General features: G+C 38.1%; 17 protein-coding genes. 1 reads left to right on the top strand and 16 read right to left on the bottom strand.

The genetic code is table 11. The features are described 5' to 3' along the window. From A7A78_RS15245 to A7A78_RS14610, 10 genes are all read right to left on the bottom strand, one after another. The coding region (locus A7A78_RS15245) for a hypothetical protein (protein WP_207489377.1) at window positions 1–245 on the bottom strand (245 nt) is incomplete at its 3' end. Between the two features lie 96 nt (window positions 246–341). Next, window positions 342–1,508, bottom strand: a complete 1,167-nt coding sequence (locus A7A78_RS14650; protein ID WP_068763211.1) for an acyl-CoA dehydrogenase family protein — start codon at window positions 1,506–1,508, stop codon at window positions 342–344. A gap of 47 nt (window positions 1,509–1,555) precedes the next feature. Next, window positions 1,556–2,440 (bottom strand): helix-hairpin-helix domain-containing protein, encoded by an 885-nt coding sequence (locus A7A78_RS14645; protein WP_068763210.1) that lies wholly within the window; start codon window positions 2,438–2,440, stop codon window positions 1,556–1,558. Window positions 2,441–2,452: 12 nt separating this feature from the next. Next, the gene (locus A7A78_RS14640) at window positions 2,453–4,078 is read right to left on the bottom strand and encodes an alanine/glycine:cation symporter family protein (protein WP_068763209.1); all 1,626 of its coding nucleotides are present in this window, start codon (window positions 4,076–4,078) and stop codon (window positions 2,453–2,455) included. Between the two features lie 102 nt (window positions 4,079–4,180). After that, window positions 4,181–5,188 carry a potassium channel family protein gene (locus A7A78_RS14635; RefSeq protein WP_068763208.1) on the bottom strand — a complete coding sequence of 336 codons (1,008 nt, stop codon included), beginning with the start codon at window positions 5,186–5,188 and terminating at the stop codon, window positions 4,181–4,183. Then, the gene (locus tag A7A78_RS14630; protein WP_068763207.1) at window positions 5,185–5,415 is read right to left on the bottom strand and encodes a PspC family transcriptional regulator; all 231 of its coding nucleotides are present in this window, start codon (window positions 5,413–5,415) and stop codon (window positions 5,185–5,187) included. Before A7A78_RS14630 ends, A7A78_RS14635 begins: the two co-directional genes overlap by 4 nt. Window positions 5,416–5,468: 53 nt before the next feature. Beyond that, complete coding sequence (locus A7A78_RS14625) at window positions 5,469–6,776, bottom strand: DUF2851 family protein (protein WP_068763206.1); 1,308 nt, start codon at window positions 6,774–6,776, stop codon at window positions 5,469–5,471. Between the two features lie 53 nt (window positions 6,777–6,829). Next, on the bottom strand, window positions 6,830–7,207 hold the full coding sequence (locus A7A78_RS14620; RefSeq protein ID WP_068763205.1) for a DUF202 domain-containing protein: 378 nt from the start codon (window positions 7,205–7,207) through the stop codon (window positions 6,830–6,832). Between the two features lie 73 nt (window positions 7,208–7,280). Next, entirely contained in the window at window positions 7,281–8,639 is a 1,359-nt protein-coding gene (locus tag A7A78_RS14615) for a pyridoxal-phosphate dependent enzyme (protein WP_068763223.1), read from the bottom strand. A gap of 84 nt (window positions 8,640–8,723) precedes the next feature. Further along, complete coding sequence (locus tag A7A78_RS14610) at window positions 8,724–9,959, bottom strand: ABC transporter permease (RefSeq protein ID WP_068763204.1); 1,236 nt, start codon at window positions 9,957–9,959, stop codon at window positions 8,724–8,726. Window positions 9,960–9,968: 9 nt separating this feature from the next. On the opposite strand from A7A78_RS14610, the gene A7A78_RS14605 reads away from it, so the two are divergent. Further along, on the top strand, window positions 9,969–11,201 hold the full coding sequence (locus A7A78_RS14605) for an exo-beta-N-acetylmuramidase NamZ family protein (RefSeq protein WP_068763203.1): 1,233 nt from the start codon (window positions 9,969–9,971) through the stop codon (window positions 11,199–11,201). 71 nt (window positions 11,202–11,272) lie between these two features. Here A7A78_RS14605 and A7A78_RS14600 read toward each other — a convergent pair whose 3' ends face one another. The 6 genes from A7A78_RS14600 to A7A78_RS14575 form a co-directional block, all read right to left on the bottom strand. Next, entirely contained in the window at window positions 11,273–11,767 is a 495-nt protein-coding gene (locus A7A78_RS14600) for a YkgJ family cysteine cluster protein (RefSeq protein WP_068763222.1), read from the bottom strand. A gap of 75 nt (window positions 11,768–11,842) precedes the next feature. Then, on the bottom strand, window positions 11,843–13,480 hold the full coding sequence (locus A7A78_RS14595) for an amidohydrolase (RefSeq protein WP_068763221.1): 1,638 nt from the start codon (window positions 13,478–13,480) through the stop codon (window positions 11,843–11,845). Window positions 13,481–13,532: 52 nt separating this feature from the next. Continuing rightward, entirely contained in the window at window positions 13,533–13,832 is a 300-nt protein-coding gene (locus A7A78_RS14590) for a type II toxin-antitoxin system RelE/ParE family toxin (protein WP_068763202.1), read from the bottom strand. Next, entirely contained in the window at window positions 13,820–14,002 is a 183-nt protein-coding gene (locus A7A78_RS14585; RefSeq protein WP_068763201.1) for a hypothetical protein, read from the bottom strand. Before A7A78_RS14585 ends, A7A78_RS14590 begins: the two co-directional genes overlap by 13 nt. 49 nt (window positions 14,003–14,051) lie before the next feature. Then, on the bottom strand, window positions 14,052–15,767 hold the full coding sequence (locus A7A78_RS14580; RefSeq protein ID WP_068763200.1) for a TonB-dependent receptor: 1,716 nt from the start codon (window positions 15,765–15,767) through the stop codon (window positions 14,052–14,054). Between the two features lie 105 nt (window positions 15,768–15,872). Then, entirely contained in the window at window positions 15,873–18,887 is a 3,015-nt protein-coding gene (locus A7A78_RS14575; RefSeq protein WP_068763199.1) for a tetratricopeptide repeat protein, read from the bottom strand. Window positions 18,888–18,914 lie beyond the last annotated feature (27 nt).

The following is an 18,914-nucleotide window of genomic DNA, read 5'->3' as shown; positions in this document are numbered from 1 at the left end:
GCAAGGCTTATAGTATTGTAGCCAAATAAAGAAAAAATGCAAATTAATGAAAATAGAATTCCAAAATTAAAGAATTTGCCTACAGGATTAATTCTATCGGTAATGTCAATTAAATGGTTTTTGGAATTAAGCTTAAAAGTGAAAATTGGATAGTTAATTCGATTCCAAGAATTTTGGCACCAAACTTTTATTTCATTTTGTTTTATTTCACCTTTAGAGCGATAATCGGTAAGAAAAACATTCAAAAAGTGATTTTGAAAATTATCTTTTTTTTCAATTTCAATTAGTTTTAATATATCTTCTTTCGTGATTTCCAAGTTTGGTATAAATTTCTAAACTACTTAAGTCGCCGGCTTATATTCCTTACTCTCAATAACCATCTTCGCAATTATCTCCCGAAGAATTTCAGAAGTTCCACCACCAATTGGACCAAGTCTGCTATCGCGCAACAAACGCGCCAACGGATAATCTTCCATATAACCATAGCCGCCCAAAAATTGGAGACATTCGGTCATTACCTCATCGGCAACTTTGGTGGAAATCAGTTTGCTCATCGTAGCTTCCTTTACTACGTATTCGCCATCGTTCAATCTTTTTGCGGTAACGTAATTAAATGTTTTACAAACCTCAATTTCGCTGGCAATCTGTGCCACGCGATGACGCAAGGCTTGAAACTTCGAAATACTCTTTCCAAAAGCAAAGCGATCTTTCATATATTGAATGGTGTATTCCAAAGCGAACTCGCTACGGGCGTGGGCATTGATGCCCATAATAAGTCTTTCCAAAGCGAAGTGCTGCATTATATAAGGAAAGCCAGCGTTCTCCTCTCCCATTAAGTTTGAAATAGGAATTTCAACATTATCAAACGCTATTTCACCAGTATCGCTGGCGCGCCAGCCCAGTTTATCAAGTTTTGTTGCAGAAACACCTTTTGCATCGCGGTCCACTACAAAAATGCTTATTCCCTTGTTGCCCAATTCTGGTGAAGTTTTGGCAGCAACTATTAAATAGTCACTGTAAATTCCGTTGGTAATAAAAGTTTTTGAACCGTTCAAAATATACTTATCGCCGTTTTTTACGGCAGTGGTTCGCATTCCAGAAACATCACTACCGCCAAAAGGTTCGGTAATGCAAAGACATCCTATTTTTTCACCGGTAATGCTTGGCGCCAAATACTTTTCTTTTTGTTCGTGGTTTGCCTCTTTTTTAAGATGCGTCATCGCCAAATAGGCGTGTGCCCACATAGCCGCGGCAAAGCCACCGCTGTTTATCTTTTGAAGTTCTTCCAAAAAGATTACTGTATAAAAAAGATCGAGATTCATTCCGCCGTATTCCTCGGGCTGATAGATTCCGAAATAGCCCATTTCGCCAAATTTCTCCCATATAAAACGTTCAATATGTCCCGTTTTTTCCCACTTTTCAATATGTGGCACTACTTCCTTTTGAAGAAAATCCTGAAAACTCTTTCTGAAAAATTCGTGTTCCTCTGTAAAATACATTTTACTCATGCTGCTGTGATACTAATATTTATAAGCCTTTCGGCAATTTTTTCTATTTACTCAACGGACAAATATAACTGAATTAGCTGTAACTTTCTTTCCGTCATTCCTTCAATTTTCTCGAGTTCTTGAATGTCGGTTATTTTTTCACGAAGTCGGCGGAATTCCCAAATTTTCTTTGCCATTTCAAAAGAGATGCCGGGAATGGTTGCAATATCGGAAGCTGAGGCTTTATTCACATTAATTGTGAAAATTTCCCTTGGCGTTTTTACAGTGAAAAGATTTAGAGTTCGCTGCACAACGGAAGGTTCCAATCCATAAACATTGTAAAGTTGAACGTCATTAGAAAAGCCACCTATCTTTTCACGATAGGAAATAATTCGTTTGCTGAGTGCATCGCCAATGCCGCTCACTTGTTGTAGTTGCACTTCGGTGGCTTTGTTGAGATCAATTTTTTGGGCAAAAGATTTTTCAGTAAAACCCTTTTCACTTTTAGAATCTTTGAAATCATTCTTTGGTTTCGGATTTGTAACCCAATCGGGAAATTTGAAATAGGGTCTCAATTCATTCAACAACGAATCTGAAACTCCCGTAACTTTTTTAAAATCGGCTGCGGAATTGATCCATTTGCCTTGCTTTCTGTATTGAAGTAAACGGTCAATTTCTTCGTTTGTCATTCCCAAAGTGTAGCCTTTGTAATCTGTTATGAAATTGGGATTGAAGGGATATTTTTTCGGCATTCTATTTTGAATTTCAACAAGCCGAAGTGAATCCAATTCTTTTTGGGCGGAAACTATTTCTGCGGAAGAGATATCAAAAGTGTCTTCTTCCGAAAAATCTACAAACCAATAAACGCACAACAATGAAATGATGAGCAGCAACAAAAGCAAAATCCCACTCCGTTGTTGCTTATTGAACGTGAAGTGGGATTTTAATTCCATATTGTTTCGTTTTTACATATGCTTCTGCATATCTTCCAAACCATCATCAATCGCATCGTGTTTGGTGCGAATTGCATTCATATAGCGGTTCAATTCTTTTCTTACAACTGGGGTCAATAATACAACACCAATAATGTTAGGTACGACCATTGCAAAAATCATGGCATCGGAGAAGTTGATAACCGAACCAAGACTGATAACCGATCCAACCCATATAAAGATACAAAATAACAGTTTATAAATAAGCTCAGTAACTTTTCCTCTTCCAAAGAGATAAACCCAGCCCTGCATTCCGTAGTAGGACCACGATATCATTGTTGAAAAAGCGAATAGAATTACAGCCACAGTAAGTACTATTGAGAAATGTGGAATCACACTATCAAAAGCAGTTGCGGTAAGTTCTACTCCTTCTTTAACTTCCACTCCATATTGAATAATATTGTTGTCAAAATTGGTAATTACAATAACCAAAGCGGTCATAGTACATATAACCACAGTATCAATAAAAGGCTCCAAAAGTGCCACAATTCCTTCGGAAGCGGGATATTTTGTTCGCACTGCCGAGTGGGCAATAGCTGCTGAACCAACACCGGCTTCGTTTGAGAATGCCCCACGGCGAACTCCTTGAATCATTACACCAACCAATCCACCCGCAATACCGAGACCAGAGAAAGCACCTTCAAAAATTAAGGCGAAAGCATCACCAATATGATGGTAGTTTGCAACTAAGATTATGAGAGCTCCCAAAACATAGATTCCCGCCATAAAAGGCACTATCTTTTCGGTTACCTTCGCAATACGTTTTATTCCGCCAATAATTACAACAGCAACAATAATGGCCATTATAATACCAAACCACATAGCACCACTTGTGCCCTGCAATTCAAACAACTGAACAAACTGAGCTGCTGCCTGATTGGCTTGGAACATATTTCCGCCTCCAAAGGAACCCCCAATTACGAATATGGCAAAGACAATAGCGAGTACTTTTCCAAGACCGCCCAATCCTTTTTGTTTTAAACCTTTTTTAAGGTAATACATTGGTCCACCATAAACAGTGCCGTCCGGACCAACATCCCTAAACTTAACCCCCAAGGTACATTCGGCAAATTTTGAAGCCATACCCAATAAGCCCGCAACTATCATCCAAAAAGTAGCGCCCGGTCCACCAATGGAAAGTGCCACAGCTACTCCAGCGATATTCCCCAAACCTACTGTTGCAGACAGCGCAGCGGTAAGTGCCTGAAAGTGGGAAACCTCTCCATCGGCACTATCGTCCCGAATTGTTTCAATAAGATTTTCCTGTTCGTTGGGCGTTACATCGCCGTAAAGTGTATCTGCACCATGTTTTTCAATATCTTCATATTTCCCCCTAACCACACGGACTGCGGTTCCAAAGCCAGTAAAATTTATCAATTTAAAATAAATCGTAAAGTAAACCGCGCCTCCAATTAAAACGATTAATACCCAAGGAATTTGAAAAGAATCTGAAAAAGGTATTTCATAGAATATTAAATCTACAAACCAACCCGTATATTGTTTGAAAGCTGCATCAATTTGGTCAGAAGCGGTAGTCTCCTGGGCAAAAGTGAAAATTGGAATTAAAAAAGCGATTAGCGAAAGAAGATATTTCTTCATAGTGGAGTTTTAAAATGAAACGTTTTTTGAATTAAAACGAAGCAAGATGCTTAAAAAAATTTACAATTTCAAAGATTTGAATGGAAATTTGTTAACGCTTTCTTAAACCCCGTATTCCTTTTTGAGCATCTCTATTTGGTTTGGACGACCTATCAATATAAGTTTTGATTTTTTTTGGAGAACAAGCGAAGGTTCTGGGTTAACAATATATTCTCCATTGGGAGAACGGTAACCAATTATGGAACAGCCCGTTTTCTTCCGAACATCCAAATCCTGTATGGCCTGCTCCTTTCCATTTGGGCACATTTTTTCAAAAGGAATCTGTTCTACATTAATGCTGTCTTCCTGCCCTGAAACAGTAAGATTATCCAAAAATTCCACCAGATCGGGAACCACAACAAGAGATGCCATGTGGTCACCGCCAATTTTATCTGGCATAATAACATTATCGGCACCGGCTAGTTTCATCTTTTTGTAGCTGGTCTCTTCACTAGCGCGACTAATTATTTTTAGGTTTTTGTTCATCTGTCGTGCGGAAAGCACTACAAATAGGTTATCAGCGTCACTGGGCGTAGCACATATTAACGTGGAAGCTTTTTCTATGCCCGCTTTCAAAAGGATTTCATCTTCAATGGCGTTTCCCAAAATGAACAAAGTATTTTCGTCGGAAAAACGATCAATCACTTCTTCATTCTTTTCTATAATTACAAAGGGACGGTTGTAAGCCAACAATTTCTGGGCTGCTTGTTTTCCGTTTCTTCCGAAGCCGCAAACAATAATATGATCATGCATGGATTCCAATTTTCTTTGCACTTTTTTCTGTCTTAAAACACCAATGTTTTTACTTAAAATATATTCCGTGATAACCGAAATGGCATACCCAACGATAAAGATACTGGAAATGATGAGAAGCGAAACAAAAATTTTTTCGGAAGGACTCAACGGCATCACTTCGCCATAACCTACGGTTGTAATGGTAATTACGGTCATATAGATAGCATCAATCCAGCTGTAGTCCGAAAAAAACCGAAATCCGAAAATACCCGTCATAAACACAACGAGCAACAAAAACAGCGCAACTGTTATTTTGGAAGTGAAAAAATTCTTCATAAATCAAAAACCGAGGTTCGTTTTGTGTTTACAAGGTCTTTTAATTTTAAAAGAAATGCCAACGTAAGATAGATGGCAAAACCAGCGCCCAAAGTGGCAAATGAAACATAAATAAAAAAAAGCCGCACGTTTTTGGCGCGCATTCCAAGCCTATCCGCAAAACGGGAGGAAACATAAAAGCCCCTTTTTTCTAAGTAATGGCGTAAGGTGTACACAGCTTGTAGCATAGCCGCAAATTACACTTTTTACTTTTATTTTTTTAAAATGGGCGAAAGAAAAGTCAGTTTTGCAATTGCCGGATTTTTCTGATTTCGGCTTCAGAGCCAATAATAAAATTGCCCACCCCACATTGCAAACATTTATTTTTGTCACAATACTCATTTTTAAGTTGCAATAAGGCTTGACTTTGGGATGCGTTTTTTGAAATGTTCTTGAACGAATCGAATTTCTTTACAATTGTGTTTTCTTCGGAAGCAATTTCGGAAGCGAGCTTTAATATTTCCTCTGAAATGTCCCTACCCTGCTGCCTTGCATAACAGAATTTTATAGGAATAATAGTGTTGATTATTAAAAGATCAACAAAACTTTTGGTAATTCGCTTCTTTCGTTCCAAAGAAGAAATACCAAAATTGTAATGTGTGTTCCAATATTCACTTGCATAAATATTGAAAATATCATAATAATCCTTCGTGTTTTGGGCAGCTATTATTTGCGAAAACAGGTTTGTGCGTTCAAAATAAAGCATCGCCAACTGAGCCAATCGTAAGGTTGGAAAGTTTGGTGGCCGCAGCCTAAAAAATTTGGGAGTGATTACCGATTCGTTCATCAATCCAAATTTGTGCCTTAAAAATTCATAATTGGTTTTCAGCGTTTTGAAATACCATTCCTCCTTTTCACCGTCCAGCAATCCGGCTTGGCCCATTAACAAAGCTTCCAATTGCTGTCTGTCTTGACTACATTTCTGCAATACTGAAAATTCTATAGACTTCGCGATACTGAAAAAAGAATCGCCATTTACTTTTAATCCAAAATTTTTGCAAAGCATTCTGAAAAGCAAACTTTCCCAATGATTTTGGGAGTTTTTAAGTTCCTTCAAAAGCAGGGATTCTTTCTTTTGAAGCCGCTCAAAATATATTCTTTCTAGCCAATTTTCAATAATGAACCCATCAACATCCGCAAAATCATTTTCACAGTTTATCCATTTTTCATCTTTTGAAAATAGCTTGTGATATTGTTGCAGCGTATTTTTGGAGATGTGTTTTTTCAGTACAAATGTTGGAATTACAGAACCGTCCTTTCTGAAAACTTCGGCATCGTGTTCCCAGACTACATGCAGGATCACATTGTCATAGGCCGGATCCATTTCGTGAGCATGTGCATACCAATCTGATGATTTTACATGCAATTCAACATTACCTGCCCATAATTGGCCGTCTAGTTCAATTTGCGCATTAAAAAAATCAGGCCCTGAATTTAAGTTGTGGCTCCCTTGTTTCTTAACGTGTAGAATTTCGTTATTTGAAGTGTAAAAATTGCCCACCTCCAACTTCTGAAATTTCCACACATAGTGCAGAAAATCTTCTTTCATCTATAAAAAATTAGGGGGAGCAATAAAGGTATTACGTAAATATAAGAAAAAAATTATTCTGCCGTAGCTTTTTCTTTTTCTATCTGTGTATCAGCATCTTTCTTTACTTTATCTGAAATGGTATCCACGTATAAAACACGATTCCATTTATACAAACGGCGATACAAAAGCACATAACGAAAAATGCCAACAGCTAAAAAAATAATGCAGACAGCCAATGCAACATAACCCAACCAGTGGATATTTCTAAAATCTTTAAGTTGAAGTATAGCTATTCCGCCCAAGAGAAGATAAAGCGACGAACGAATATAGGAAAGTAGGGTTCGCTCGTTGGCCAATTTGGTGCGCTCCAATGCCAAAATTTCGTTGGTGTTGGCTGGCACAGGTTTGGTCCTCAAAAACCGAAATAATTTTTTTGCTTCGTCTTTCATTTCAGTTTAAAATTAACAAAAATCCCGCTCCATTTAAAGTGAAGCGGGATATTATTTTTTAATTTGAGTAAAATTACAATGCGCGAATAATGTCGTGCTTTGTAATTATATTGTAGTTGCCATCGCCCAAATCCACCAAAACAGCATTGTTCTCTTTGTGAATTAACTTTGAAATTTCTTCAATAGGCGTGCTCTTTTTTACAATTGGGAAGGGTTTGTGCATTACTTCCTTTATCGGTAGATCGGCCACATTTTTGTTTTCCAAATATTTTCGAAGCAGATCGGTTTCGTCCAAAGCGCCCACAAAACCTGAAGTATCTTCTACTGGAATTTGGCTGATGTTGTATTTTTTCATCCGCTCGATTGCGTGACCGACCAATTCTTCAGTTTTCACGGTAATCAGTGGTTTATCTGCGTGTTCCTGAATCAAATCCGAAGCGTTTTTCACTTCATCTTCCACAAAACCGCGCTCGCGCATCCACTCGTCATTGTACATTTTGCCTACGTAACGACTGCCGTGATCGTGAAAAAGAACAACCACTACATCATCTTTTGTAAATTTATCCTTAAGTTGAAGTAGGCCTTTAATTGCAGCTCCAGCTGAATTGCCCAAAAAGAAACCTTCCATTTTGGCAAGTTTTTGGGTGTAGATTGCGGCGTCTTTATCGGTTACTTTCACAAAACCGTCAATAACACTAAAATCAACATTTTTTGGAAGAATGTCTTCGCCAATACCTTCGGTTATGTATGGATATATTTCGTTTTCGTCAAAAATTCCTGTTTCGTGATATTTTTTGAAAACACTTCCGTAGGTATCAATTCCCCAAATTTTAACATTCGGGTTTTGTTCTTTTAGATATTTCCCAACACCGCTGATGGTACCGCCAGTTCCCACGCCCACTACAAAGTGCGTTACTTTTCCATCGGTCTGTTTCCAAATTTCCGGGCCGGTGCTTTCGTAATGCGCTTTGGTGTTACTAAGGTTATCGTATTGGTTTACGTACCAACTGTTGGGCGTTTCCTCCGCCAATCTTTTTGAAGTGGAATAATAACTGCGTGGGTCTTCGGGGGAAACGTTTGTTGGGCAAACAATTACTTTACTGCCAACGGCTTTTAGGATATCAATCTTTTCTTTACTCTGTTTGTCGCTGATAACGCAGACCATTTTATAGCCTTTTACAATTGCAGCAAGCGCCAATCCCATTCCCGTGTTTCCAGAGGTTCCCTCGATGATGGTTCCGCCCGGTTTCAGTCTTCCGTCTGCTTCGGCATCTTCAATCATTGTTAAGGCCATTCGGTCTTTAACCGAATTTCCTGGATTGAAAGTTTCGTATTTGGCGAGCACCAAAGCGGGAATATCCCCAATTATCTTGTTGATTTTCACCATGGGCGTGTTGCCGATGGTTCCCAATATATTTTCTGCGTATTCCATAAATTTATTTAAAGAAAGAACTCCTTCGCATAAAGCTTCGGAGTTTGGGGACAAAGGTACAAAAGCCATTGGTTTTCCCAATGCTTACTCAAACCGAATTGCCTTAACCGGAGAAATTTTCGAAATAATAAACGAAGGTATCAAAAGCATCAAAAGACAAAGTAGAAATGTGCCTGCATTTAGAATTAAAATGTAGTCCCAATTCAAATAAACAGGAGCTTCGTTAACGTAGTAAGTATCTGGATTTAATTTGAAAATCTTACCGTATTTCTGAATTAAAAGTAAACCAATCCCTATAATATTCCCCCAAAAAAGCCCCACACCAATCAAATACATCGCGTTATAAAGAAACACTTTCCGCACGCTCCAATCGCTGCTGCCCAAGGCTTTCAGAATTCCTATCATTTGGGTGCGCTCTAATATCAGAACTAAAAGCGCCGTAATCATATTAATGCCCGCAACCAAAATCATAATCCCGATAATCATAATAATATTGAAATCGAAAAGATCGAGCCATTCAAAAATGGAGGCGTATTTTTGGCGGATGGTCTGCGTGTCCAGCGTGCTTCCGGTTTCGTTGTAAACTTCGTTTCCAATGGGGATTATTTCATCAAAATCATTTATAAAAACTTCAAAAGCGCCAATTTGATCATCTTCCCATTTGTTCAGCCGTTGAATGTGCCGAATGTCAGTAATTATAAATTGCTCATCAAACTGCTGAAAGCCGCTGTTGTAAATTCCAACAATATTAAAACCCCGACTGCGCGGCGTTTTGGAGACTTCATCGTTCAGGAAGAAAGTGGTCACTTTATCGCCCAATTTTAAATGCAACCGATTCGCCAAATATTCTGAAACTAATATATCTTCATTTAAATCGCCTTTAAAATCCGGCAATTTTCCTTCGGTTAAATAATCCTTGAAATACTCCCAATCATAATCGTTGCCCACGCCTTTAACCACCACGCCCTCAAAATCGGTTTCGGTACGTATTACGCCACCTTTGGAAGCGCTAACCTGCACGTGTTTTATGCCGTCAATATTTTTAAAAGTTGGATAAAAGTCTTGTTTTTTTGAAATCGGGTTTTGCGAATCATTGGAAAAATTGGTGTCAAAATTTGTGATAATAATGTCGCCATTAAAAGCCGAAACCTTTTCTCGAATCTTTTTTTGGAGTCCAACACCTGTAGCAATAGAGATTAACATCATAATAATACCGAGCGCGATTGCGGTAATTGCAATTTTTATTATCGGTGCCGAAATACTACTTTTATAGTCCTTGGAAGCAATGATGCGCCGAGCGATGAAAAATTCGAAATTCACTATGATTTTATGGGCTTAACTTTTTTCAAAAATACAGTTTTATTGGTTGTTTTGACCATTTTTTCCTGCGGAAGTTCTACTGAGAAGAAAGGAGAAAGAGAAGATATAAAAGAGAATCAAGAAGCAAGAACCAAGAATCAAGACGAACAAATCATCTTTGGTGCGGAGCAATTTCATCTTTATTCTGATTTGTTGAAAGGTAAAAACGTGGGCGTGGTAGCGAATCAGACTTCATTTTTAGAAAATGAAAAGCAACATTTAGTAGATTTCCTAATTTCGAAAAAAGTTTCAGTAAAAAAAGTATTCGCGCCTGAGCATGGTTTCCGAGGTACTGCAGATGCCGGCGAACACGTGAAGGACGGCGTTGATTCAAAAACGGGCGTGCCATTAATTTCACTTTACGGAAGTAATAAAAAGCCATCACAAGAGCAATTGAAGGGAATTGATGTTGTGGTTTTTGATATTCAAGATGTAGGCGCACGCTTTTACACCTACATTTCAACACTTCATTATGTTATGGAAGCTTGCGCTGAAGCAGGTATTCCTGTGATTGTTTTAGATCGTCCAAACCCTAATGGACGGTATATTGACGGCCCAATTTTGGAACCCGAAAACCAGAGTTTCGTAGGTATGCACCCTATTCCGGTAGTTCACGGAATGACTATTGGCGAATATGCACAGATGATAAATGGCGAAGGCTGGTTAAAAGATAAAATAAAATGCAAATTGACTGTGGTTGAAATGCAAAACTACACGCACGAAACACCTTATGCACTTCCCATAAAACCATCACCTAATTTGCCAAACGACCAAGCTATAAATCTATATCCAAGCCTTTGTTTTTTTGAAGGAACATTTATAAACGCCGGCCGCGGCACGGATATGCAATTTCAGGTTTTCGGAGCACCGAGTTTGCCCGCTTCAAAATATACTTTTGAATACACGCCACAATCCAATGAAGGTGCAAAAGACCCAAAATTCAAAGGGCAACTTTGCCATGGAAAAGATCTTCGGAACGAACCGCGATTAAGTAAAATAAATCTGGAATGGCTGATTGATGCTTACAACGCAAATGGAAAAAAGAAAGATTTCTTTAATTCTTTTTTTGTGAAACTTGCCGGAACGGAAAAATTGCAAAAACAAATTGAGCAAGGTTTATCTGCGGAAGAAATTCGGGATTCCTGGAAAAAAGGACTTATGGAATTTCGAATTATTCGGGGGCAATATTTGCTTTATCCTTGAAAAAAGTCACAGTCGCAGTTTTCAGTGGCAATAAATAGTTTTAATTTACTTAAAACTGCGACTGTTACTGCCTACTTATTTAAAAGTCTTTTCATTTCCTCAACAATATTAAAAGCCGCCGGACAAATGGCAACATTTTTCATCGTAAGATTTGAAATCTGCTGAAATTTTTTTCTGTCTGTATGCGGAAATTCGCGGCAAGCTTTTGGGCGCACGTCATAAATGCTACAGTAATTATCGGCTCCCAAAAACGTACAGGGAACGCTTTGCAAAACGTAATCTTTGTCTTCATCAATCCGCAAATAGGTTTCGATGAATTGTTGCGGTTTCATCCGGAAATGTTTTGAAATCCGCTCAATGTCTTTATCAGTGAAAAGCGGGCCGGTGGTTTTGCAGCAGTTGGCACAAGTGAGACAATCTGTTCTTCGGAATTCTTCCTCGTGCAATTCCTGCATCAAGCTGTCCAGATGCTTTGGCGGCTTTTTCTTCAGCTTCGCGAAAAACTTTTTGTTTTCACTTTCGGCTTCTTTTGCTTTCTGCGGAAGTTGTTTCAGAATATTTTCCATTCCATTTAATTTCTCTGTGAACTCTGTGTCTCTGTGGTAAAATTTCACCACAGAGACACAAAGGACACGGAGGTTTTATTCAGCTTCAAAAACCATTTCGCCATTGATGAATGTTGCAACAACTTTGGTATTCGGAAGTTCTTTTTCGTCAACTTTCATAATATCTTTATCGAGAATGGTGAAATCTGCAAACTTCCCAACTTCAATGCTTCCTTTTTCATCTTCCTCAAAATTGGCAAATGCTGCCCAAATGGTCATTCCTTTTAAAGCTTCTTCACGGGTCAAAGCGTCCTTCATTTGAAAACCATTTTCGGGATAATTTTTTAAGTCTTTACGAGCAATGGCGGCATAAAAAGTGTACATCGGGTTGACTTGCTCTACTGGAAAATCGGTTCCCAAAGCGATGCTACCAGCTTTCTCCAATAATTCTTTATAAGCATAAGCCCCTTTTATACGTTCAGCTCCTACTCTATCTTCGGCCCAATACATATCGCTGGTAGCATGCGTTGGTTGTACCGAAGGAAGGATGTTATTGTTGTCATCAAAATAATTGAAATCCTCTGCTGAAATAATCTGCGCATGTTCCACGCGCCAACGTCTGTCGGTTTTTCCTTCCAACGCTTTTTTGTAGGCCCGTAAAACCGCAATATTCGCAGAATCACCAATGGCGTGCGTATTCATTTGAAACTCTGAAGCGGCGATTTTTCCAGCTAAATAATCCAAACTATCTGCAGTAGTAATCATCGCTCCAAAATGGTGTGGCATATCGCTATATGGCTCACGCATTGCCGCACCACGGGAACCCAAAGCACCGTCTGCATAAACTTTAAAGGAACGCACATTTAATCTATCGGTTTTATAAATTCCGTTATTTAAATAATAATCACGGTTTTTGGGACTGTTGCTGACCATTGCATACATTCTCAGTTTAAACTTTCTCTCTTTTTGAAGTGTATCTATCAATTCAATAATACTTCTATCCAAACCTGCATCGTCAACAGTTGTTAATCCGTATTGTAGGCATAATTTTTCAGCTTCCAAAAGTGCTTCAGCGGAAACTTCAATTGTAGTTTCTGGGAAGGTTTTTCCTATTAATCGCATTGGTGCATCAACAATTATTCCCGTTGGCTCGCCGTTTTCCAAAACTATTTCGCCTCCGGCAACTTTAGTTTTTGAAGTAATTCCAGCCAATTCCAAAGCCTTTGAATTAACCAGCATAGCGTGACCATCAATCCTGCGCAAAGAAACTGGCGTATTTGGAAATAAGGAATCCAATTCTTTTTTAGATGGGAAATTTTTATCATCCCAATCGTTTTGGTCCCAACCGCGGCCAATGATGTAAGGCATTTTCTTTTCTTCCTGAAAGGCCACCACACGGCCCAAAACTTCTTCAAAACTTGTGGTTCCCACTAAATCTACTTGCTGCAAAGCCAGTCCAAGACCGTACAAATGTGCGTGGGCATCTATCAGACCCGGAACCACGGTATTGCCTTTGGCATCGTAGGTTTCCTTGATTTTATATTTAAGTTCAAGCTCTGGTTTTAAACCTATTTCGAGGATTTTTCCGTCTTTTACAACTAAGGCATTTGCTGTGCTGAAATCTTTATCAACAGTATATATCGTTGCGTTTTTTATCAATAAATCTGCGGGAAGTTTGTCCGGGGCGCAGGAAAGGATCGATATTGAGAATAAAAAGAAGAGTAGTTTTTTCATGGTTGGCTTTATTGAAGTGTAAAAATAGAAAACATCCGCCAAAGACGAATGTTTATTGAATATTTCGTTTTAATAAATCACGGGAAGTATGATGATCAGTCAAAATATCAACTTGGTTTTGCGAGACTATTCTATAAATAATTCTATAATTTCCTTCAATAAGTTCTCTTATAGAATCATTTTTCATTTCAGAAACTATTTTACCTAAATAGGGATAGGCATAGAGAATTTTCACTCGATTTCTAATTCTAATAACTTGAAATTTGGCGTATTTTATTGAATCTTTGGATATATATTCGAGAATATCCTTTAAGTCTTCTGTAGATTGTTTCGTCCAATTTATTTGAACCATTTTTCCAATTCTTTATCAAGCTGCGAATCTGGAATTACTTCGCCATTTTCAGATTGGGAAATGCCAGTTTCAATTTTTTCAATTAATATAAGTCTATCGACAAGCTCGTCAATTGAAAATTTTTCAGGTAGTTCGGCCAAATGTGATTGTACTATTTTCTTGGTCAACATATTAGTTTATTTATTAAATGAAGATACGAATGAAATAAAAAAATAAATACTACCAATCAAACTTATAAGTAACTCCAGCCAAACCTTGAATTCCCTGCACGGGATAGTTTAGCCACTTTTCGTAGTTATCACCAAAAAGATTGCTTCCTTTTACAAAAACCGAAAGTCTATCGGTAAATCTGTACCCAAAATTTATATTGGCATCCACATAGCCATCCAAAGTAATTTCCTGAGTAGTAAAGGGGTCTGCATAAAGATCTTTGCGTTCTCCAACATAAAACAAGGAAGCGCCTCCGTAAAGTTTTTCAGTAATGTTGAAATTTGAAAATATAGAAGCTTTTAAATCGGGTAGGTTCCACGCTTCACTTTGCAAATCTGTGCTGTAACTATTGTAGGTTCCGTTTATTCCCAGTGAAAATGTATTCGAAACCTCCACTTTCAACTCTGCGAAAAAAGCAAGCGTATTCACATCGTCATAAACTACATTGAAGGAATTTCCAAATTGGTAACCTTCCAAACCTGGCGCCAGCAAATTGATGAAATTTGCTTGAAATAATGATCTGTTTTCATCTTTTCCATAGGAAGCCCGCACATTATAAGCCACGGAATTAGAGAGTTTTCCCTTAACTCCTCCAAAACCTTCATAGAGTTTTTTGGTAGGCGCAACATTTAAAGTAGGCGAAACAAAAGGATTTTCTTCCTTAAAATTGTAATAGGAATTTTGCTGTAAACCACCTTCTGCTCCACCGTAAACAATAACTGTTTCATCCATCAAACGGTACGAAGCGTTCAATCTTGGGTATAATGAAAAATCAGTATTACTATTTTCGGAATCCAAACTCACGTATGCCGCAACGCCTAGTGAAACTGAAAGATCATCATTTACAAAAGTGATGGAAGGGGCAAGTCCGGCGTTTAAATAACTGTATTTAATAGCTGAAGTGTTGGTGTAATTTTTATCAAAACTTCCGCTTAAATAGTCAATATCACCATCTACTTTCAAAGTCAAATTTTCCAACGGAAAAGAGAATTCAGGTTTCAACGTAGCATTAAATTCTGAAGAAGAAAATGCATCTCCCAAATAGCGAATATTCAGCGAGGCTCTTTCAAAATAGGAATCATCCAACGCAATACTTCCGCCCGCGTAACCACCAATATAGGTTTGCTGTGGATTTATTTGCACATTTGGTTCTTGAATATAAACCACATCTGGCACCCCATACCAATTGTAAAGTTGGTGCTCAACCCCAGCATCCAACCTATAAGTTGCATCTTTTTGGCGGCTTGTATAATTCGCATCCAAGCTGGTGTCGTAATATTTATTGTCCAATTTCACATCTTTTATATCGCCCTGTGAAGAATTGTGCCGAAAGAAAAATCCAGCATTATCGGTGCGACTGATTTCAAAATTGCTGTAAAATTCACCCAAAATGGAAGTGTAATTTCCGAAGCCGAGCGTCGCGTAATTATCGTACAGTTTTATCGGTTTTGACTTTTCCACAGTCGTTGCCTTTCCTTTTGAAGGTGTAAAAGTTGAAGCAACCGGAACCGAGAAAATACTGTATTTCACTTCCTTTTTTGTGGTGGAAATTGAATCGTTCAACGATGGCGTTTCCTTTACTTTAAAGGCGTCAGAAATTGTGGGAGTGTATGGTTTCACAATATTTACAACTTCGGGGTCCAGTTCTTTTTCCTGCGAAAAAGCTGAAAAATGAAATAGAAATAATACTGGAATTGAAAATAAAACTTTTTGTTTTATGGACATATTTTCAAAGTTTATAATGATAGTTTTATTGATATTCATCTCTGCGTCCTCTGTGTCTCTGCGGTTTAATTTTTCACCACAAAGGCACAGAGAGCACAGAGGGTTTTAATTTTCTGTTTCTACAGATGAATTGGTTTTTGCCTCAGTGTTTTTGATTACTGCGAGTTCTGCTTTTGCTTCTTCTACTACCTCTGGGAAATCAGTGAAATTTTTTGTCACACTTTCCAAAATATAGGTTGCTTGGTAGGCGTCTTTCAAAGCATAAAAATTCTTCGCCATCAGCACCAAACCTTTTGCACCGTATAATTTGAAACCTGAATAATCCTTCGCCAATTTCTGCACGGAAGCATTTGAACCTTCAAAATTTCCTTCCTTATTTTTGAAATATGCATCATAATAAAGCGCTTCAGCAGCAAGTTGGCCTGTTGCAATTTTCTGAACTTCGGCGTAAGCGGTTTTTGCTTTTGACTCATTATTGGTTTTCATTGCCGAACGGGCAATAATTACTTGTGCGTCACTTTTTATTGAGTTGTCAATTTTTGAATTCTGAAGTACTTTTTCAGCGTAATTTACAGCTTCAGCATATTGCTTTAATTCATACGAAGCCTTCATACTGTTGGTCTGCGCAAAAATAATGTTCTGTGGAAAATCTGCTTCGGCTTCCAAGCGTGTCAAGTATTTTAAAGCGTTTTGATAATCTTTTTTGCCCAAATACAATTCCGAAACCCGCGCCAAAGCTTGCTCGGTAAACTCACTTCGCTCACGATTCACAACATATTCAAAATGTGGAATGGCTTGATCGTTTTTTCCGTCAGCGAAATAAATCTGACCCAAATAAAAATGTGCGTTTAAAGCGTGCTGCCCGTTCGGAAATTGTTTTAAATAATCCTCAAATCTGCCTTTGGCTTGACTCTGGTTATTCTCCAAATACGGTTGTTCCGCCGCCAAATACGTGGCATCGTCAAGTTCGGTATCGCCCACTTGTACGTAATCCAAGGTTTTTACCCAACGGGCGTATTCGTCAACATTTCCTTGGTCTATGTATATTATTTTTGCGGAAGAAACAGCCTGCAACGCTTCGGGCGTTGAAGGAAAGTCCTTCGCAACCCTTTTAAAAATTGCCAACGCGTCGTTGCTTTTTCCGGTGTTGTCGTAAATCAAAGCTTTTTTCAACAATGCTTTTGAAACGAAACTACTGTTTGGAATATCGCGAACCAATTGATCGTAAGCCGAAATAGCTTCGTTGGACTTGTTTTGCGCCACATAGGTATTTCCCAATTCATACAGGGCATCGTCGCGATAAACGGATTTATTATATTTTTTTATGAAGGCAATCAGTTCCTCAATTTTCTTTTCGCTTCGGTCCACAAAGCCGTAGCTAATGGCTTTTTGAAACTGCGCATAATCGTTATCACCACCCATTTCAGCAGCTGCGTTGTAGTTTTCCATCGCTGGCCAATATTGGCTGGTGACAAAATAACTGTCGCCCAAACGCAAATAAGCATCTTTTTTACGCACAGTTTCAGCGGAAGAAGAACCAACGTAGCTCTTAAAATTTACAATGGCTTCGGTGTAATTTTTAAGTTTGAATTGGTTATAAGCCATATTATACCTCAAATTTTTATTTTCTGAAGTATTTTGTGAGCTAGCCATTTGAGCAAAATTCTTATATCCAGCCAACGATTTCTCAAAATTTGAAAGCTGGTAATCGCTTTCTGCTTTCCAATACGTAGCACGGGCAGCGAAACGTGCATCTTGCGACTCTTTCATACTTTTATCAAAAAATGAAATCGCTTCATTGTAATTTGCTTCGTTGTATAATTCAATTCCTCTGTAAAAAGCTACTTTTTGATAGGCAGCTTTGTCAGTAAAATTTTTGTTGTTTTCCAACAAATCCAAAGCTTCCTTATAATTTTTTGAAGTGATATAACTGTCTATCAACAATTTTTTCAGTTCGTCATTATTGGCGTTGTTTGGATATTTTTCAATAAAAGAAAGCAAAACCTGCGGCGTGCTTTTGTAGCTGTTTCCGATTTCATAACTCAATTTCGCATAATTCAAATACGCATCTTCCTGAATTTCGGCACTGAAATCCATTTCCGAAGCATTTTTAAAGGCGTTCAATGCCTCTTGTTTTTTGTCAAGTTTCAAATAACTTTCAGCCAAATGATAATAGGCATTTTGAGCCACGGCATTCTTCCCGTCCACAATTTTGTTGAACTCGCCAATGGCGCTTTCATAATTTTCTTGTTTGTAATACGCGTAGCCTAATTGGTAATAATCGGTATTGTTCCATTTTCCGCGCGTGCCTTTATATTCCTTTAAATAGGGTACTGCTTCAGCATACTGGCCAAGATTGAAATAGCTTTCACCAATAATTTTTGAAAGTTGGCTTTTTTCAGCGGGGCTGGATTTATCAAACTGCTCCTTCCCCATATCGATTGCCTTTTGGAAGTTTCCTAATTTGAAATTCATATCTGCTTGGTAGTAAGAAAGATCTTCGGAATAGCGTTCCTCGCCTTTTACTTCCTCAAAATTCTTGTTTGCTTCTTCATAATCATCGCCCTCATATGCTATAAAACCCAAATAATATTTGGCCTGCGAACCATACTGCTGTGAAGTGGAAACTTGGTTGAAATAATTCTTTGCGTCATCATACCGTTTCGCCTTAAAATTAACGTAGCCATTGTTGAAGTTAAATTTTTCCCGTTCGCTTCTGCTTAAATTTCCGATGTCAACTTTTTCATACCATTTTTGTGCGTATGAATATTTTCCGTTTTCAAAATAATAGTTTGCAACATCTATAAATGCAGAATTTCGCTTTAAGCTCGTGGGATATTTCTCCACAAATTCCTCCATCAATTGATCGGCATTTTGCTGGTTTAACCTAACTGCCGCATTCGCAATGTAATAGGCACAATCGCTCTGCACGGTTTCATCATTGTTGCTATTTTTAATTTTGTCGAAAAGACTTTGTGCAGCTAAAAATTGCTCATTGGTATAAAGTTCAAGCGCTTGGTTGAACTCAGCAAGATCGTTTGTAAAGGTCGCTGTTTGCTGCGAAAATGATGAAAATGAGAGAAATAGAAAAAATGAGAAAACAAGAAAATTCTTTATCATTATTTACAGTTTTTGTGGCGTAAAGAT

The sequence above is a fragment of the Aequorivita soesokkakensis genome (genome assembly GCF_001641085.1).
In the GTDB taxonomy this organism is placed as follows: Bacteria; Bacteroidota; Bacteroidia; order Flavobacteriales; family Flavobacteriaceae; genus Aequorivita; species Aequorivita soesokkakensis.
This window is presented reverse-complemented; position numbering and strand designations above follow the sequence as displayed.

What these genes read in the sequence shown, in the direction of transcription:
- A7A78_RS14650 (WP_068763211.1), bottom strand. Translation starts at nt 1,508, where the DNA reads ATGAGTAAAATGTATTTTACAGAGGAACACGAATTTTTCAGAAAGAGT.
- A7A78_RS14645 (WP_068763210.1), bottom strand. Translation starts at nt 2,440, where the DNA reads ATGGAATTAAAATCCCACTTCACGTTCAATAAGCAACAACGGAGTGGG.
- A7A78_RS14640 (WP_068763209.1), bottom strand. Translation starts at nt 4,078, where the DNA reads ATGAAGAAATATCTTCTTTCGCTAATCGCTTTTTTAATTCCAATTTTC.
- A7A78_RS14635 (WP_068763208.1), bottom strand. Translation starts at nt 5,188, where the DNA reads ATGAAGAATTTTTTCACTTCCAAAATAACAGTTGCGCTGTTTTTGTTG.
- A7A78_RS14630 (WP_068763207.1), bottom strand. Translation starts at nt 5,415, where the DNA reads ATGCTACAAGCTGTGTACACCTTACGCCATTACTTAGAAAAAAGGGGC.
- A7A78_RS14625 (WP_068763206.1), bottom strand. Translation starts at nt 6,776, where the DNA reads ATGAAAGAAGATTTTCTGCACTATGTGTGGAAATTTCAGAAGTTGGAG.
- A7A78_RS14620 (WP_068763205.1), bottom strand. Translation starts at nt 7,207, where the DNA reads ATGAAAGACGAAGCAAAAAAATTATTTCGGTTTTTGAGGACCAAACCT.
- A7A78_RS14615 (WP_068763223.1), bottom strand. Translation starts at nt 8,639, where the DNA reads ATGGAATACGCAGAAAATATATTGGGAACCATCGGCAACACGCCCATG.
- A7A78_RS14605 (WP_068763203.1), top strand. Translation starts at nt 9,969, where the DNA reads ATGGGCTTAACTTTTTTCAAAAATACAGTTTTATTGGTTGTTTTGACC.
- A7A78_RS14600 (WP_068763222.1), bottom strand. Translation starts at nt 11,767, where the DNA reads ATGGAAAATATTCTGAAACAACTTCCGCAGAAAGCAAAAGAAGCCGAA.
- A7A78_RS14595 (WP_068763221.1), bottom strand. Translation starts at nt 13,480, where the DNA reads ATGAAAAAACTACTCTTCTTTTTATTCTCAATATCGATCCTTTCCTGC.
- A7A78_RS14590 (WP_068763202.1), bottom strand. Translation starts at nt 13,832, where the DNA reads ATGGTTCAAATAAATTGGACGAAACAATCTACAGAAGACTTAAAGGAT.
- A7A78_RS14585 (WP_068763201.1), bottom strand. Translation starts at nt 14,002, where the DNA reads ATGTTGACCAAGAAAATAGTACAATCACATTTGGCCGAACTACCTGAA.
- A7A78_RS14580 (WP_068763200.1), bottom strand. Translation starts at nt 15,767, where the DNA reads ATGTCCATAAAACAAAAAGTTTTATTTTCAATTCCAGTATTATTTCTA.
- A7A78_RS14575 (WP_068763199.1), bottom strand. Translation starts at nt 18,887, where the DNA reads ATGATAAAGAATTTTCTTGTTTTCTCATTTTTTCTATTTCTCTCATTT.